Annotated in this window: 18 protein-coding genes; 7 read left to right on the forward strand and 11 right to left on the reverse strand. The window is 63.1% G+C overall.

Translation table 11 applies throughout. The annotated features are described in order from the left end of the window. The first annotated feature begins 3 nt into the window (after window positions 1-3). Window positions 4-1035, forward strand: coding sequence for a histone deacetylase family protein (locus tag X738_RS52930; protein WP_023798221.1), 1032 nt, complete (start codon window positions 4-6; stop codon window positions 1033-1035). A gap of 18 nt (window positions 1036-1053) precedes the next feature. Here the strand turns inward: X738_RS52930 and X738_RS52935 are convergent, their stop codons facing one another. Together X738_RS52935 and X738_RS52940 are read right to left on the reverse strand one after the other, a co-directional pair. Beyond that, window positions 1054-2319, reverse strand: coding sequence for a cysteine desulfurase-like protein (locus X738_RS52935; protein WP_023798222.1), 1266 nt, complete (start codon window positions 2317-2319; stop codon window positions 1054-1056). 60 nt (window positions 2320-2379) lie between these two features. After that, window positions 2380-3447 (reverse strand): aldo/keto reductase, encoded by a 1068-nt coding sequence (locus X738_RS52940; RefSeq protein ID WP_023798223.1) that lies wholly within the window; start codon window positions 3445-3447, stop codon window positions 2380-2382. A 246-nt stretch (window positions 3448-3693) separates the two neighbouring features. Here X738_RS52940 and X738_RS82385 point away from each other — a divergent pair, with 246 nt between their 5' ends. Further along, window positions 3694-3858 (forward strand): hypothetical protein, encoded by a 165-nt coding sequence (locus tag X738_RS82385; protein ID WP_023798224.1) that lies wholly within the window; start codon window positions 3694-3696, stop codon window positions 3856-3858. 43 nt (window positions 3859-3901) lie between these two features. On the opposite strand, the gene X738_RS52945 is transcribed toward X738_RS82385, so the two are convergent. Next, window positions 3902-4408 carry a DUF1993 domain-containing protein gene (locus X738_RS52945; protein WP_023798225.1) on the reverse strand — a complete coding sequence of 169 codons (507 nt, stop codon included), beginning with the start codon at window positions 4406-4408 and terminating at the stop codon, window positions 3902-3904. A gap of 124 nt (window positions 4409-4532) precedes the next feature. Between X738_RS52945 and X738_RS52950 the strand changes: the two genes are divergently transcribed. After that, window positions 4533-5582: a DUF1176 domain-containing protein gene (locus X738_RS52950; RefSeq protein ID WP_023798226.1), complete on the forward strand. Its 1050-nt coding sequence runs from the start codon at window positions 4533-4535 to the stop codon at window positions 5580-5582. Here the strand turns inward: X738_RS52950 and X738_RS52955 are convergent. The 7 genes from X738_RS52955 to X738_RS52985 form a co-directional block, all read right to left on the reverse strand. Then, entirely contained in the window at window positions 5579-6457 is an 879-nt protein-coding gene (locus X738_RS52955) for an alpha/beta hydrolase family protein (RefSeq protein WP_023798227.1), read from the reverse strand. The genes X738_RS52950 and X738_RS52955 overlap by 4 nt on opposite strands. Window positions 6458-6489: 32 nt before the next feature. Further along, a complete protein-coding gene (locus tag X738_RS52960; RefSeq protein WP_023798228.1) occupies window positions 6490-8112 on the reverse strand; it encodes an NTP transferase domain-containing protein in 1623 nt (540 codons plus the stop codon). Next, window positions 8109-8813 (reverse strand): XdhC family protein, encoded by a 705-nt coding sequence (locus tag X738_RS52965; RefSeq protein WP_023798229.1) that lies wholly within the window; start codon window positions 8811-8813, stop codon window positions 8109-8111. Before X738_RS52965 ends, X738_RS52960 begins: the two co-directional genes overlap by 4 nt. A 183-nt stretch (window positions 8814-8996) precedes the next feature. Beyond that, window positions 8997-9335, reverse strand: a complete 339-nt coding sequence (locus tag X738_RS52970) for an XdhC family protein (RefSeq protein WP_023798230.1) — start codon at window positions 9333-9335, stop codon at window positions 8997-8999. A 28-nt stretch (window positions 9336-9363) separates the two neighbouring features. Then, window positions 9364-10614, reverse strand: coding sequence for a vWA domain-containing protein (locus X738_RS52975; RefSeq protein WP_023798231.1), 1251 nt, complete (start codon window positions 10612-10614; stop codon window positions 9364-9366). Window positions 10615-10618: 4 nt separating this feature from the next. Continuing rightward, on the reverse strand, window positions 10619-11548 hold the full coding sequence (locus X738_RS52980) for an AAA family ATPase (RefSeq protein ID WP_023798232.1): 930 nt from the start codon (window positions 11546-11548) through the stop codon (window positions 10619-10621). Between the two features lie 33 nt (window positions 11549-11581). Then, window positions 11582-12076 (reverse strand): flavin reductase, encoded by a 495-nt coding sequence (locus X738_RS52985; RefSeq protein ID WP_023798233.1) that lies wholly within the window; start codon window positions 12074-12076, stop codon window positions 11582-11584. 193 nt (window positions 12077-12269) lie between these two features. Here X738_RS52985 and X738_RS52990 point away from each other — a divergent pair, with 193 nt between their 5' ends. Then, window positions 12270-13355 (forward strand): ABC transporter substrate-binding protein, encoded by a 1086-nt coding sequence (locus X738_RS52990; protein WP_023798234.1) that lies wholly within the window; start codon window positions 12270-12272, stop codon window positions 13353-13355. Further along, window positions 13355-14356: a P1 family peptidase gene (locus tag X738_RS52995; RefSeq protein WP_023798235.1), complete on the forward strand. Its 1002-nt coding sequence runs from the start codon at window positions 13355-13357 to the stop codon at window positions 14354-14356. Before X738_RS52990 ends, X738_RS52995 begins: the two co-directional genes overlap by 1 nt. 23 nt (window positions 14357-14379) lie before the next feature. Here the strand turns inward: X738_RS52995 and X738_RS53000 are convergent, their stop codons facing one another. Then, complete coding sequence (locus X738_RS53000; protein ID WP_023798236.1) at window positions 14380-14634, reverse strand: DUF2171 domain-containing protein; 255 nt, start codon at window positions 14632-14634, stop codon at window positions 14380-14382. A gap of 244 nt (window positions 14635-14878) precedes the next feature. Between X738_RS53000 and X738_RS53005 the strand changes: the two genes are divergently transcribed. Continuing rightward, on the forward strand, window positions 14879-15604 hold the full coding sequence (locus tag X738_RS53005; RefSeq protein WP_023798238.1) for a DUF2259 domain-containing protein: 726 nt from the start codon (window positions 14879-14881) through the stop codon (window positions 15602-15604). After that, window positions 15601-16119 (forward strand): hypothetical protein, encoded by a 519-nt coding sequence (locus X738_RS53010; protein ID WP_031254586.1) that lies wholly within the window; start codon window positions 15601-15603, stop codon window positions 16117-16119. Before X738_RS53005 ends, X738_RS53010 begins: the two co-directional genes overlap by 4 nt. The last annotated feature ends 47 nt before the right edge of the window (window positions 16120-16166 follow it).

Consider the following 16166-nt stretch of genomic DNA (forward strand, 5'->3'; position numbering starts at 1 on the left):
ATCATGAAAGCCTTTTATGCCGAAGAGCAGAAGCGCCACGATCCCAAGGCGTTCCTCTCCAGCGGCGCCCAAAAGCCCAATCCGGAAGAGCCGGAGCGCGTCGAACGGCTGCTCGCCGGCGCCGAGGCTGCCGGCTGCACGATCGAACGGCCGAGAGATCACGGGCTTGGTCCGGTTGCCGCTGTGCATACGCCCGAATATCTCGATTTTCTCGAGCACATCTTCGCGCGCTGGCAGCGAATCGAAGGCGCTTCGGCCGAAGTGATCCCCAACATCCATCCGATCGCGCGGGGCGGCTCTTATCCGGCCTCGGCGGTCGGCCAGGCCGGCTACCACATGGCCGACACCGCTTGCCCGATCTCCGGCGAGACCTGGCGGAGCGCGCTGTGGAGCGCCTGGAGCGCGGTCGAGGCCGCCGACGCGGTAATGGCGGGCGCGCCGGCTGCCTATGCGCTGTGCCGTCCGCCCGGCCATCACGCCTTTGCCGACGTCGCCGGCGGCTTCTGCTTCATCAACAATTCGGCGGTCGCGACGCAGGTGCTGCGCAGGCAAGCTGCGCGGGTGGCGATCCTCGACGTCGACCTGCATCACGGCAACGGCACGCAAGGCATTTTCTATGCCCGGCCGGACGTGCTCACCGTCTCGCTGCATGCCGATCCGGTGCGCTTCTATCCGTTCTTCTGGGGTCATGCCGACGAGCGCGGCGAAGGGCCTGGTCTCGGCTACAATCTTAACCTGCCGCTGGCGCGCAAATCCGGCGATGCCGCGTTCCTCGAAGCACTCGACGTGGCGTTCCAGCGCATCCGCGCCTTTGCACCGGAAGCGCTTGTGGTGGCGCTCGGCCTCGACGCCTTCGAAGGCGATCCGTTCGGCGGTCTGTCGGTGACGACGCAGGGCTTCTCGCGCATCGGCGAGGCCATTGTGGGCTGCGGCCTGCCGACGGTCATCGTCCAGGAAGGCGGCTATCTCTGCGACGAACTCGGCGACAATCTTACTGCGTTCCTCACCGGGTTCGGCGGCGGCAAGAAGCGCTAATATCAGCCGGATGCCGCTTCAGAGTCGCTCCTGTCGCAGCATGGCGATAACCCGGTGCACGCTCTCCAGCGTCTCATCGATCTCGGCCGCCGTATTGTAGTGGGCGATGCCGATGCGCACGACACCCTGCTCGGCCGGAATGCCAAGCTGGTGCACGATCTCCCAGGCATAGTTGTGGCCGGACCACAGGAAGATGTTTTCCGCATTCATCTGCCGCACGATCGTCTCCGGCACGATGCCGTCGACAGTGAACGAGACCGTCGGCACGCGCTCGCCGACACGCGCCGGATCGGTGATGCCGTGGATGGTCAGGCCCGAAACGGCCGACAGGCCGTCGATCAGCTTTTGCGTCAGCCTGTTCTCGTAAGCAATTGAAATTTCAAACGCCTTGACTATCCCGGCACGTCGCGAACCATCCTCACCGGCGACGGCGCCCAGTTCCGCAAAATAATCGACCGCGGCGCTCAGGCCGGCCATCAGCTCGATCTGCGGCGTGCCGAGTTCGAACCGCTCCGGCAGAGCGTTGGACGAACAGCGGCATTTGTACGGTGTCAGCGCGTCGATGACATCCAGCCTGCCCCACACTATGCCCATGTGCGGCCCGAAGAATTTATAGGCCGAACAGACCAGGAAATCGCAGCCGAGGTCCCTGAGGTCGATCAGGCCGTGCGGTGCGAACTGCACGGCGTCGACATAGACCAGCGCGCCGGCCTGCCTGGCGATGCCGGTCAGCGCCTTCACCCGGTTGACCGAGCCGGTCAGATTGCTGGCGTAGTTCAAGGCGACAAGCCGCGTCCTGTCGGTGAGCAGCGCAGCAAGCGCCGCCTCCTCGATCTGCCAGCTCTGCTCATCGAAAGCCAGCCAGCGCACGACAAGGCCAAGATCTTCGGCGAGCTGCAGCCACGGCGAAACGTTGCCCTCGTGGTCCATACGGGTGAGGATGATCTCGTCACCGGGTTTCATCGTGCGGCCGAGGGTGCGCGACATGTGGTAAGTCAGCGTCGTCATGTTGGCGCCGATGATGATTTCCTGCGGGCTTGCAGCACCGAGGAAATCGGCCATCGCCGCATGGGCGTCGTCGACTATCTGTTGCGCCGCGATCGTGGTTTCGAAGAAGCCGCCGAGATTGGCGTTTGTTGTCAGCAGGCAACGTGACACCGCGTCGGCGACCGCCTGCGGCACCTGCGTGCCGGCAGGGTTGTCGAGATAGATGCGGCGACGGCCCTTGTCGGTCAGCGACAGTGCCGGAAATTTCTCGCGCACGACCTCAATTGGAAAATCCACTTTTTCCCTCTCCCTACTGCAATCGTTCAGCAATCGCACCTTGCAGCACCGGGAAGCAGCTCACGGACACGGGTTGCCGACACGCTGATGGATTGCATCGACAGCCTTCTGCATATCCTCGGTCCAGACGACATCGGCGGACGACAGTGCCATTTCGAGCTGCGGAAGGGTCGTCGCGCCGATGATACTCGAGGTGACGAAGGGCCGGCTCGTGACATAGGCATTGGCAAACAGTGCCGGCTCCATGCCGAAAGTGCGCGCCAGTTCGTTGTACTCGAGCTGCGCCTCCGCGGCATTGGGCGTCTCGTAGCGCTGGCCACGGTTGAAAAGCTGAGAACGCGAGCCTTGCGGCCGCGCGCCATGATCGTATTTGCCGGTCAGGTAGCCTTGCGCCAGCGGCGAATAGGCGAGCAGGGAAACCTGTTCGCGCTCGCAGACCTCGGCAAGGTTCACCTCGAAGCCGCGGTTGACGAAATTATAGGCGTTCTGCAGCGACGCCAGGCGCGGGCCGACGCCTTTGTCGGCTTCGCCGATAAACCGCATGACGCCCCAGGAACTCTCGTTCGACAGGCCGAAATGGCGGATTTTTCCGGCCTTCACCAATTCTTCGAAGACGGCGAGCGTTTCGGTGATCGGCGTCTCGCCGCCCGGTGCACCGGCGGAATCTGTCCGCAGCGGCACGGCACCGACGCGGTTCGGATTGGCGCCCCATGGCACGTCCCGTTCCGGCCAATGGATCTGGTAAAGGTCGAGATAATCGGTGTTGAGCCTGGTCAGCGATTTTTCGACGGCATCGAAGATGTCGGCGCGCACCAGCTTCGACGGGCGGTTGCCGCGAAACCATGTGTTGGCGGTGCGGCCAACCACCTTCGAGGCGATGACCACTTGATCGCGGTTGCCCTTCGCTTTCATCCAGCTGCCGATGATCTTCTCGGTCCAGCCTTGCGTCTCCGCCTTGGGCGGGATCGGGTAGAGCTCGGCGGTGTCGATGAAGTTGACGCCGCGCGAAAATGCCAGATCCATTTGGGCGTGGCCATCCGCTTGGGTGTTCTGCTGGCCCCAGGTCATCGATCCCAGGCAAATCTGGGAAACAAGAAGATCGGTCCGACCAAGGCGGCGTTTTTGCATGGTAATTTCTCCGGCGGGAACTCTTTTGCGCGGCTGCGCGGGAAGGAAGCCGCAGCATACAGGAATGCGCGGGCTGTCTCCAACCCTGGCGCCAGTGGCCAGCGACTTTTTCGAGAGGCCGAAGCAGGGGGCGCTCGGCGACGTCAAAAAATCAGGGCGGCATGGCTGCCATGCTAATGCTGCACTGCACAATTATCACGGTTTGCCTATATTGGGGCTTGGGAGGACCAACCAGGGGCTTGAATCATGGGTTTCCTCACTGAAATGTTCGCCCGTCCGCGTCCGCAGGAACATCTGCGCTACCGCGCGGCTCTGGCGCTGCTTCATTCGATGAGCAATGCCGACCGTGCCGACATCGGCATCAAACCGGCCGATTTTCCGCGCGTCGCCCGCGAAATGTCCTCACGTTAGTCACGGATATCCCGGCTCGACCGGGATATCTCCTCGCTATTCTTCAACGCGATCCTATGAAAATCGCCTTGCTCAGCGGCACGCCATTGTGGCGCAGGATGTCGTAGGCCGTGGTCACGTGGAAATAGAAATTGGGCATGGCGAGATGCAGCAGATATTGCATGCCGGCCATCGAGAATTCGCGCTGGCCAAGCTTCAGCTCGATCATTCTGTCATCGGAGCCGTCCATATCGGCAGCCGCGAATGTCGCCAGAAGGTCGACGGTCTTGGCGATGCGCGCCTGGAGATCGGCAAAGCTCGCCTCGTTGTCTTCGTATTTCGGCACCTCGCGACCGGCAAGCCGCGACGGCGCGCCCTTGGCGTGGTCGGTCGCGATCTGCACCTGCCTGGTCAACGCATACATGTCCGGCGCCAGCCTCGACGTCAAAAACACCTGCGGATCGATCTTGCGGTCGAGCGCATTTTGCTCGGCGATGTTCAGCACGTTGGATAGCGCCTTCAACCTGGCCGAAAACACCGGAATGGACGCTTCGTACATCGATATGGTCACGTGAATCTCCTATCCCGGCGGGAACGCCGACGGCGGCACCTAGCGCCTGCGCAGGCGATTCTTCAAGCGTCACCACGTCGCCGCAATCGCTATGATAGGATTTCCCATCCGGTGGAGATTCCCGATGAGAAGCGCCCTTTTTGCAGCGACCGCTTTTTTCTCCCTTGCCGTGACAGGCCAACCGGTGCTCGCCGCCGAAGCGCCTTATGTCGACGACAGGTCGGACGCCGAAGCGGTCATCCGCTCGTTCTACAGCGCCATCAACCGGCAAGAATTCGCGCGCGCCTGGGACTATTTCGGCGAAACCAAGCCGGTCCAGGATTTCGACGCCTTCGTCAAGGGCTATGACGGCACCGAAAGGGTCGAGGTCAAAACCGGTGGCGTGTCCGAAGACGGTGCGGCCGGCAGCATCTATTACAATGTTCCGGTCGCCATCCGGGCGACAGCCAAGGACGGCAGCGAAAATGTCTTTGCCGGCTGCTACACCCTGCGCCAGGTCAACGCCTCGATCCAGGAACCGCCATTCCGCCCGATCTTCATCGACAAGGGCGCGCTGAAACCGTCCAAGGCCGAATTCGAGGACGCCGTGCCGGCAAGCTGCGGCGACGCACCGCCGCCACCGAAGAAGGATGCCGCGCTGGAGCAAGCCAAGAATGCGTTTGCGGCCACTTATGGCGACCAGTGCGACAAGGAAATGCCTGGCGGCGAGCCCTTGGCAGAGCCGGACGCCTACTCCCTGCGCTACAAGGATGCCGGCGCCGAGGCCGATCAGCCCGAACGCGAGACGCGGCTGTTTCGCTTCTTCTGCTCGATGGCTGCCTACAATGAGAGTGCCGTCTACTATGTCCACGACGATGTGTCAGGCGTCCGGCAGCTGCAGTTCGCCTCGCCGGAACTCGATATCCACTATGAGAACAACGATAGCGAAGGCAAGGTCGAGGCGATCAACGTCACCGGCTTCCAGACCGACGACCAGCTGGTCAATTCCGAGTATGACGACGCCGCCAAGACGATCTCGTCGCTCAACAAGTGGCGCGGTGTCGGCGATGCCGCGTCGGCCGGCACGTATCTATTTCGCAACGGCAATTTCTCGCTGGTGCAGTACGATGTCGACGCCTCCTATGACGGCGAGATCAATCCGCAGACAGTGGTGGACTACAACACACCGCCTTAAGGGGCCTTCGACAGCATCCAGTTGAGCGTGCCGCGCCAGTCGGTCATGCGGATCGGCGTGCCGTGCGTGCCGGTCTCGAAGCGGACAAAGCGAGCCGGATAGGTTTTCGATTTGGCCAGGATCGAACGGAAGAAGGCTTCCTGTTTCTCGACTGGAAACACCGGGTCCTTGCTGCCCTGGCCAAAGAAGACCGGAACCTGGCGGCTGAAGGCCGGGCTCGAGAGGAAACTTTCATCCCACAGCGAACCGAGCAGCAGCAGCCCGCCGATGCGCCCGCCAGTATTCTTGCGGGCGGCCAGCTTCCAGCACAGTGCGCCGCCCATCGAGCCGCAGGCAACAAAGATCTTCGCGTCCGGCGACCGTTCGGCATAGTGGCCGATCAGCGCGGCGATCTGGGCAGCACCTGTGTCGCCGAAATCGGAAAAGTCCGGTGACAGATAGAGGCCGCCATTGCCGGCCATCAGGTTCTTGATGCGGTTGAAATTGCCGCCGAAGGTGAAATCGTCGACGCCCTGCTTACGGCTGCCACCCTGCCCATGCAAATAGAGCACGATGATGGCAGCACCTTGCGTGCGACCGACGGCTACGTGGCGGATATTGCCGGCGTCGGTCTTCAGCAGCAGATCCTGCTGCACCTTGCGCACACCGGTGTCGACATACTGCGCCTGCGCGCGGCGCTCCGGCACCTTGTCGCGGGCGTTGATATCGCGCAACTCGCGATAGTCGACGACTGTATAGGCGCCCTCGGACGAGAGGATGGCCGGATAGGCGAACAGATCGTCTTTGAAGGGCTTGAGAACGTCAGCGTAAGCAGCGCAAGAAAACAGGAAAAATATTGAAGTCAGTAGAGCGCATAGGACGGTTCGAATAGCCATCCCACAGGCATGCGTTTTTCGGCCCCGGTTTGTCAATCCTGCAGCACACCGCCGGCGCTTTCCAGCGCCTCGGGGGTGTCGACATCGATGGACGCTGCCTTGCCGATCTCGACATCGATGACATCGAGCCCCTCGGCCTCGACCAGATGGCGCGCGCCGGTATCGCCTTCGAGATGAGCGATCGCCGCAAACAGCGAACGCGGCAGCAACACAGGATTGCCTCGCTTTCCCTCATGCGAGGCGCGCACCACCGATCGGCCCTCAGATTTGCGGAATGCATCGATCAGCCTGTCGAGGTCGGCTGACGCGATGCCAGGCATGTCGCCAAGCACGATCATGGCGCCGGCAGCATCGGCTCTGACCCGCGCGATGCCGGCCTTCAGCGATGAAGACAGGCCCTCGGCGAAATCCGGATTATGGGCGAAAGTCACATCCAGTCCCGACAACGCGGCGCGCACACGCTCACGCTGATGGCCGGTGACGATGACGGTGCCCGAAGCTTTGGAGCCGAGCGCGCGCTCGGCGCTGCGGCGCACCAGCGGCTGGCCGTCGAACAGCGCCAGCAGCTTGTTCGGGCCGCCCATGCGGCTGGAGCGGCCGGCGGCCAGCAGCACGATATCGACCTTCAACTCGGCACTCTCAGACTTTGGCGCCGGCAGCGGCTCGCGCGGCTGTGGCCGGGTCGGGATTTCCATCAACAGACCGCCGACACCCATGCCGGCAATATCCTTGGCCGTCACGTCGAGACCGGCGATCAACCTGTCGAGAACCCAGTCGAAGCCGTTCTCCTTGGGGCTGCGGGCGCAGCCCGGCGCGCCGATGACGCGCTTGCCGGCAAGCGCGCCGAGCACCAGGAGATTTCCGGGATCGACCGGCATGCCGGCGCGGATGACGGTGCCGCCGGCCTTCTCGATCGCTGCCGGGACGACGTCGCCAAAATCGCTCATCGCCGAGGCGCCGAAGATCACCACAATATCGTTGTCACGCGCCAGCGAGCCCGCAGCCTCCGCAACGGCGCCAATTTCGTGCGGCGTGCGGCGCTCGGCCGTCAGCCGGCCACCTGAGCGCGCAAGACGGGCTTCGGTGACCCGCAATGTCTTGTCGAGCACACTCGGCTTGATGCCGGGCAGAACCGTCTGGATGACGCCGACACGCACAGGCTGATAGGCATTGACGGCAAAGATCTCGCCGCTGGCGCAGATCCTTGCCACCGCATCGACCAGGGCGGAAGCAACGGCGAAGGGAATGATCTTCACGGTTGCGACCATCTGGCCATTTTCGACCGGTGCGTGCTGCGCCAGAGTGGCGATGGTGATGGTCGGATCGACGGCGTTGATGGCGTTGATCATCGCGGCATCGACCGTGAAGATACCGGCCGCCTGGGCGTGCAGATTAACCCGGCCGGTCGCGGCGGGCTTCGCCTCGACATTGCGATGGATCATGCTTTCGGCGATCTTTTCGGCGGCAGCGTCCTCGCTCAAATCATCGAGAGCAAGAACGGCCGCGACGACCTCAGAAATCCCTGCTGACTTGAGCAAAGTCACATCCTCGGCGCTCAGCCTGTGTGCCTTGCGCAAGCGCCGTTCTCCGGCCGTGGTGGCATGCGCAAGCACTGCGCCTTCGGCCGTATCTACGGGGATTGGCCCAAACTTCACGCCACCGCGTCCTTGGATTCGAGGCCGCGCGAACGAAACGCCTGGATCGCTTGCGCCAACACCGCCACAGCTATTTCGGCCGGGCTCGCCGCACCGATGTCGAGACCGATCGGCGCGTGGATGCGGGCGATCTGGTCGGCGGTCGCGCCCAATGCCAGCAGGCGTTCGACCCGCTTCGCATGAGTCTTGCGGCTGCCGAGCGCACCGACATAGAAGCATTTGGCGTCGAGCGCCGCCTTCAGCGCGAAATCGTCGATCTTCGGATCATGGGTGACGGCGGCCAGCGCCGTGAAGCTGTCGAGCGGCTGGCGCTTCAGGATATCCTCCGGCCATTCGGCATGCAGCGCGACATCGGGAAAGCGGTCTGCGGTGGCAAAGGCCGTGCGCGGATCGACGATCTCCACGGGGTAGCCGGCGATCCTGGCCATCGGCGCCAGTGCCTGGCTGATATGGACTGCGCCGATCACCACCAGGCGCGGCTGCGGCAGGTAGGCGTTGAGGAAGAAGGTTCGCCCTTCCGCCTCGACCGACCCGGAATTTCCTGATCGAAACGCCTTGGCGATCGCAGCGCCCAATTCGCCGGCGACCTGATCGCCCTCCCGCACGATGCGATCGCGGCCATCGCCGAGATCGGTGACCAGGATCACCGCGCGGCGGGCGCGGCGTTCGGCGTTCAGCGTCTTTAGCGCGTAGGGATCCATCGAAATATCTCTTGTTTAAGCATGATTCTTGTCGGCAAACCGGTTCCCACTTTGCGGGATCATGCTCTCTTGTTTAAGCATGATTCTTGTCCGCAAACCGGTTCCCACTTTGCGGGATCATGCTTTCTTGTTTAAGCATGATTGTTGTCCGCAAACCGGTTCCCACTTTGCGGGATCATGCTTCTAACCCAACCGCTCGACATAGACCTTGATGCGGCCACCGCAAGACAGGCCGACCTGCCAGGCGGTCTCGTCGGCGACGCCGAACTCCAACATCTTCGCCTTGCCTGAGTCGACGACGTCGATCGCCTCGGTGACCACCGCGCCTTCGACGCAGCCGCCAGAGACGGAACCGTGGAAATTGCCTTCCGCGTCGATGACAAGGTGGCTGCCGACCGGGCGCGGCGCCGAGCCCCAGGTCTCGACCACGGTGGCAATGGCGACATCCTTGCCGTCTTTCATCCAGCCTTCCGCGATGATCAGCGGATCGCGGGCCTCATCGAGATAAATGCTGTTTTCCATCACCGCTTCTCCCAGAGAAAACATATGACTATGCTGCGCCTCTGGCGCCACCCTCAATCCATCTGCGTGGGTCGACGGAGCGCGCCGAAGTCTTGTCCAGCGACGCGCACAGGTCGGCGAGCGCATCGAGGTTGTGCACCGAGCGGAATTCGTCGACATGCGGCAGCATCGCCTTGACGCCGCGGGCGCGCGCCTCGAAGCCGTCGAAGCGCAGCAGCGGGTTCAGCCAGATCAGCCGCCGGCAGGATTTGCGCAGGCGCTCCATTTCCTCCGACAGGCCGGCAACGTCGTCGCGCTCCAGCCCGTCGGTGATCAGGAGAACCACCGCACCCTGCCCCAGCACACGCCGCGACCACAGCCGGTTGAATTCGCCCATCGTATCGCCGATGCGGGTGCCGCCCGACCAGTCCATCACCGCCGCCGAACAGTCGGCGAGTGCTGCGTCTGAATCGCGATGGCGCATCTGACGCGTCAGATTTGTCAGCCTGGTGCCGAAAACGAAGGCGTGCACGCGCCGGCGCTTTTCGGTCAGGGCATGCAGAAAATGCAGGAAGATGCGCGTGTACTGACTCATCGAACCGGAAATATCGGCAAGCACGACCAGCGGTGGGTGAACCTCGCGGGCTGAACGGAATTTCGGCAAGATCAATTCGCCGCCGGTGCGCGCAGCGGAACGCATCATGGCGCGCGGATCAATACGGCGACCATGCGCATTAGACTTGAAGCGGCGTGTCCTGACCATGTCGAAGGGCAGCCGCAACTCGGCGATCGCCTTCTTGGCGTCGATCATCTCGGCGGCGTTCATCTGGGCAAAATCCTTGCCCCTCAGCACCTCGTTGCCGGAAAATGTGAAGCGGGCGTCGACCTCGATCTCGGGGATTTCCTGCGCCGGCTGGTTCTTCTGGTGGCCCTCGAACATCGCCTGGCTGACGCGGTTTTCCGCAGCCCGCGGCTTTTGCTTCTCTCTGATATCAGGCGCCACCGGCGAAAACATCGCCAGCATCTTTTCGATCAGCTCGTGCGATTTCCAGAACAGCCGGAAAGTCTCGTCGAAGGTAGGGTGATCCTCGTGCCGCGATACCAGCACGGCATGCAGCGTCCAGTAGAAATCGTCGCGGGAACCGATGCCGGCGGCCAGCACCGCCTCGATGGCATCCTTGACCGAGGCCGGGCCGACCCGCATGCCGGCCTTGCGCAAGGTGCGGGCGAAATAGACGATGTTATCGGCGATCCGCCCGTCCGGCGTTGCCTCTTTCGGTTCGGGACGCAGCGTTGCCATCGCCCTACTCCGCCGCCGAAAGCTCGGCCTTCACCTCGTTGAGGATGCGCCGGCTTTCGCCCTGCTCGATACGGGCAATGTCGTCCTGGTATTTCAGCAGCACGCCGATCGTGTCGGAAACGGTTTCCGGATCGAGCGCCACCTTGTCGAGTTCGGTCAGCGCGCCGGCCCAGTCGATGGTCTCGGCAACACCCGGCACCTTGAACAGTTCGATCTGGCGCAGCTTCTGGATGAACGAAACCACCTCGGCCGACAGCCGGCTGTTGGCCTGCGGCACTTTCCGGCGCACGATTTCCAGCTCGCGCTCGGCATTCGGATAGTCGACCCAGTGATAGAGGCAGCGCCGCTTCAGCGCGTCGTGGATCTCTCTGGTGCGGTTGGTGGTGATGATGACGATCGGCGGCTCCTCCGCCTTGATCGTGCCGAGCTCGGGCACCGTGACCTGGAAGTCGGAGAGGATTTCGAGCAGGAACGCCTCGAAGGCCTCATCGGTGCGGTCGAGCTCGTCGATCAGGAAGACCGGGGCGGCGCCCGCCTTGCCGGTCAGCGCGTCGAGCACCGGGCGGCGGATCAGGTATTTTTCGGAAAAGACGTTGCGCTCCATGTCGGAGCGGTCAACCTTGCCGGCCGCCTCCTCCATGCGGATCTCGATCATCTGCGCGGCGTAATTCCACTCGTAGACGGCCGAAGAGACATCGAGGCCTTCATAGCATTGCAGGCGGATCAGCCGGCGGCCGAGCGCTTGCGCCAGCACCTTGGCGATCTCGGTCTTGCCGACGCCGGCTTCGCCCTCGAGGAACAGCGGCCGTTTCATGCGCAGCGACAAGAACAGCACGGTCGCCAGCGACCGGTCCGCCACATAGTCCGCACCGGTCAGGAGATCGAGCGTCTCATCGATCGTCCGCGGCGTAGGGCGTGGTTTCAACCCGGTCATTCTCTCTCCGTGCGTGCGGCCCATCCAGAGCCTCTACAGAGCGTGATAGCCGCGGTCGTGATAGATCAGCGGCCGCAAATTATCGCCGATACGCAGGCCTGTCACCTTGCCAAAAAGCACACGGTGGGTGGCCAGATCCTTGGTATCGATCAGTTCGCAGTCGAACACGGCAAGCGCGCCCTTCAGTGTCGGCGCGCCGGTCGAGATCATATCCCACTCGCCGAGCGCGAAGCGTTCCTCGACGGGCAGGCCGGTGAGGCCGGAAAAGCCCACCGACAGCGCCTCCTGGTCCGAAGCCAGCGCGTTCAAGGCGAACCTGCCATTCTTCACGAACGGCTCGTTCTTGGGATTTTCGCGATTGAGGCAGACCAGGATGGTCGGCGGCGTGTCCGACACCGAACAGGCTGCAATGACAGTCGCACCGCGCCTGCCGGCGGAACCATCGGTGGTGACCACATGGACGTGGCCGGCAAAATGGGCCATCGCGTCGCGATAGGCCTGCGGCCCTATGTCGTTCTTCTTCAGCACCGGCGATTTCCATTGGTTTGAAGCGAGATGAACTCCCAACCGTTATATATGGCGGCATATTGCATGCCACAAGCGAAGTGGTTGACATGCATCCTGAATTTCGCGTGTTGCGTGAAAGCTGACCAGCCTTTAGGTCTTGGCAGGAAGTGGCGCCGGCAAACACGCGACCGGCGCGGAGGAATTCTTCGCTCGCATGCGACCCCGGACAATAGGCACGAAAACGATAATAGCGGTGCTGGCCTGGCTGTCTCTCGCCGGTGATGCGAACGCTGACACGCTGCTGGTCGGCGTCGCAGCACCACTGTCCGGGCCGTCGGCGATGCTTGGCAAACAGATCGAGGCGGGTGCAGGCCTGGCGGCAGCGGCAAACGGTGCTCAACTCAAGGTTGTCGACGACGCCTGCACGGCCGATGGCGGGGCTGCCGCGGCGAGAGAATTCGTTGCGGCGAAGGTCGGCGTGGTCGTCGGCTTCCTCTGCACCGAGGCGATCGAGGCGGCACTGCCGATTCTGAAGGACGCCGACATGCCGGTCATCACCGTTGGCGTGCGCACCGAAAGCCTGACCGACCGGCGCGCCAAGACCGGCTGGCCGATCTTTCGGCTCGGGCCGCGCGGCGATGACGAGCGCAACGCCGTCGCCTTCAATCTCACCCGCCAATGGCAGAACGAGCTGTTCGCCATCATCGACGACGGCACGATTTACGGCCGCGAAATCGCCGAGACGCTTCGGGCGGCAGCCGAGCAGGCGGCGCTGAAACCGGTGTTCGTCGACACATTCAGGCCGCAGCTCGACAACCAGATCGGGCTGATCGGGCGGCTGAGGAAGGCCGGCGCAACGCATGTCTTCGCCGGCGGCGACGGCGAAGACATCGCCATCATGGGCCGCGACGCCGGCCAACTCGATGCCGGCATCATTTTTGCCGGCGGCGAAGCGCTGCGCACAGCGCCCGGCGACGTGCCTTATGCCACGGGCACGCTGATGTTTGCGCCGCCCGAATGGGCCGATGTCGCCGACTCCAGGGTGCTCGAAAGCTTTGCCGCACAAACGATCGTGCCGGAGGGCTACACGCTGCCGGCCTATGCAGCGGTCGAGATCGCCAAGGCGGCGACAGCCCTGGCGGACCCCCCCGGCAAGCCATTGGCCGATGCGCTCGCCGCGCATGACTTCAGCACCGCGATCGGACCGATCCGCTTTGACGGCAAGGGCGACTTGACCGAAAACCTTTATCGGGTCTTCCGTTTCAACGGCGCAAATTTCGTGCCGGCGGAGGCCAAATGATGTTTCGCACCGGGCCGCGCAATCTCATCACCGATGTCGCCGGCCTGCGTGTCGGCAACGCTTCCGATGTGAGGCTGAAGTCCGGGGTGACCACCATCGTCTGCGACGAGCCGGCAGTGGCCGGTGTGCAGATCCTGGGCGGCGCGCCGGGCACCCGCGAGACCGACCTGCTCGAGCCGCACAATTCGATCGAGGCGATCCATGCCGTGGTGCTTTCGGGCGGCTCGGCGTTCGGTCTCGATGCCGCCTCCGGCGTGCAGGCGGCACTGCGCGAAAACGGCATCGGCGTGGAGGTCGGCGGCTTTCGCGTGCCGATCGTGCCGGCGGCGATCCTGTTCGACCTGCGCAACGGCGGCGACAAGGACTGGGGCCGCTATCCGCCCTACCGCGATCTCGGCTATGAGGCGGCACAGGCAGTCGGCATCGATTTTCCGCTCGGCACGGTCGGCGCGGGCACCGGTGCCCTGAGTTCCGGCCTCAAGGGCGGCCTCGGATCGGCCTCGACGGTGCTCGACAGCGGGGTCACCATCGGCGCACTCGCCGCCGTCAATCCGACCGGCTCGGTGACGATCGCCCGAAGCAGGCACTTCTGGGCAGCGCCCTTCGAGATCGGCGACGAGTTCGGCGGGCTTGGTTATCCCGCGCCGATGCCGGCGAACGCGAAAAGGATCCTGCTGAAATTTCGCGACAAGCACGTCGGAGGCAACACGACCATCGCCGTCATCGCCACGGACGCCCTTCTCACCAAGGCCGCCGCAAAACGCCTGGCGATATCAGCGCATGACGGCTTCGTGCGCGCCATTTGGCCGACACATACGCCGGCCGACGGCGATCTGGTTTTCGCGCTGGCGACCGGCAAGAGCGGCATCGAGCTCGCGCCCAACGACGCCATCGAGCTTTATGCTGCGGCCGGCGCCACCATGGCGCGCGCCATCAGCCGCGGCGTCTTTGCCGCAACGCCCGCCGATGGCGACCTGTTTCCGGTCTGGTCGTCGCGCTGAATGCGGGCTGCCATGGCCCGTCATCAGGTGGGGTCGGATTTTTCCTCCTCGAACGTGACCGCGACATCCGAATTTGCCGACAGCCGGACTTTCTGGCCCTCGACTTCGGCTACGAGGCTGAGCGGAATGAAGTGGTGATGCCCCCTGTGGGCGCCCTCGCCGCTGTCGCGCTTGGTCAGCTTGATTCGTTGTCCCTCAACTTTGTCGACAGTGCCGACATGGACGCCGTCGGCGCCGATCACTTCCATATGTTCGCGAATGCTGGCTGCATCGGTCATTGTGGGTTCTCCATTAGAGCGCCGCGCGTCCTTTTGGACGCGCAAAGGACGCTCTAACACTTTAAATCAACGCATCGTACTTTCCGAAAATCGATTCCGATTTTCGGGTCGATGCGGTGAAGCTGCCAACATAAACAAATGACGGCACGATTGGATGCATCGGGTTTGCGTCTCAGAGGGCACGACGTTTTGACGATGTCGTGATAGTGATCGAAACAACGCTGGCTGCTCAAACGGAAATCCGATGCGAATTCTCGTCCTGTTTGCTGTGTCCCTCCTCGCCCAGTTTGCAACCTCGCTCGCCGCGCATGCCGGCGATGTTGCCGAGCTTGAAATCCTCGGCTTCACCGGGGATGGCGGCGCCTTCGCCTTCGAGGAGTACGGTGTCCAGGACGGGTCGGGGTTTCCCTATGCCAATCGCTATTACATCAACACCGCCGACGACAGTTTTCTCAAGGGCACACCGATCAGGGTGCGGCTTGACGACGAGAACGCAACGCTCGACGCGGCGCGTCTTGCAGCCCGGCAGAAAGGTGAAGCTATCATCAAACAGGCGGAATTGACGGCGAATCGCGGCATCACCGCTGGCTCCAACCCGGTGACCGAGCTTTCGGCCGATCCGTTCCGCATGGTGGTCAACCCGCGGCCGATCTTTTCGCCGGTCGATGATCCGCTCGAGTTCCGACTCGACGAGATCGGCATGAACGATACCGAAACCTGCCAAAACCTTGGCGAGATCAACGGCTTTCGCCTGATGCGCATCGAGGCGAAAGACGGCGGCAAGACTGAACTCCTGCACGAGGACAAGTCGATCCCCAAAAGCAGAGGCTGCCCGAACGGCTATCGAATCGGCGCGGTGCAGACATTTTCCATGCAGGGCCTCAGCGCCTATGCCGTGCTGATCGCGGTGCGCCAGTACGGCTTCGAAGGGCCTGACTATCGCTGGATCGCGGTGACCGGCCGGCTGTGACGTCCCTCCCCGCCATACGCAACGGCGTCCTGGATCGCATCCGCAAGGCCTTGCCGTCGCCGTCCGCCGCAGTTTGCGGCGCCCTGCTGTGGGCCGCCGCGATGGCCGCCAGCGCACTTGTCAATCTGCTGCTGGACGACTGGGTGACCCCGGCAAATATCCGCTTCGTCTCGTTGCTCTATGCGGCGGGCGGTGCGCTCGCCTTTCCGGTTGGCCTGTTCCTGGCGCGGCTCGTCTCGCTCGGGCGGCATTGGCAAGTAGCCTTGGCGGCCGCGTTTGTCTGCCTTCTTGCCACCACGATCGGCTTCACCGGTGGGCTCTTTGCGCTGCAATACCGTTCCTACTATGCGCAGTGGCATGAACCTGCACTGACCATTGGCTGGTCCATCCAGTTCGTGCACACCATGGCAACGGCGTTCTATCAATTCATCGTGCTGGGCATCCGGCTTTATTTTCCGCTCGGTTTCATCGCGCTTGCTCTCGCCAGCATCTGGTTTGCACGGCAGCAGCGTTGAGCATTTTGTCTGCCTCTGTTACGACGCGGGCGAACGCCCTCGCAAGT

The organism is Mesorhizobium sp. L48C026A00, assembly GCF_000502375.1.
GTDB classification, from domain to species: Bacteria; Pseudomonadota; Alphaproteobacteria; order Rhizobiales; family Rhizobiaceae; genus Mesorhizobium; species Mesorhizobium muleiense.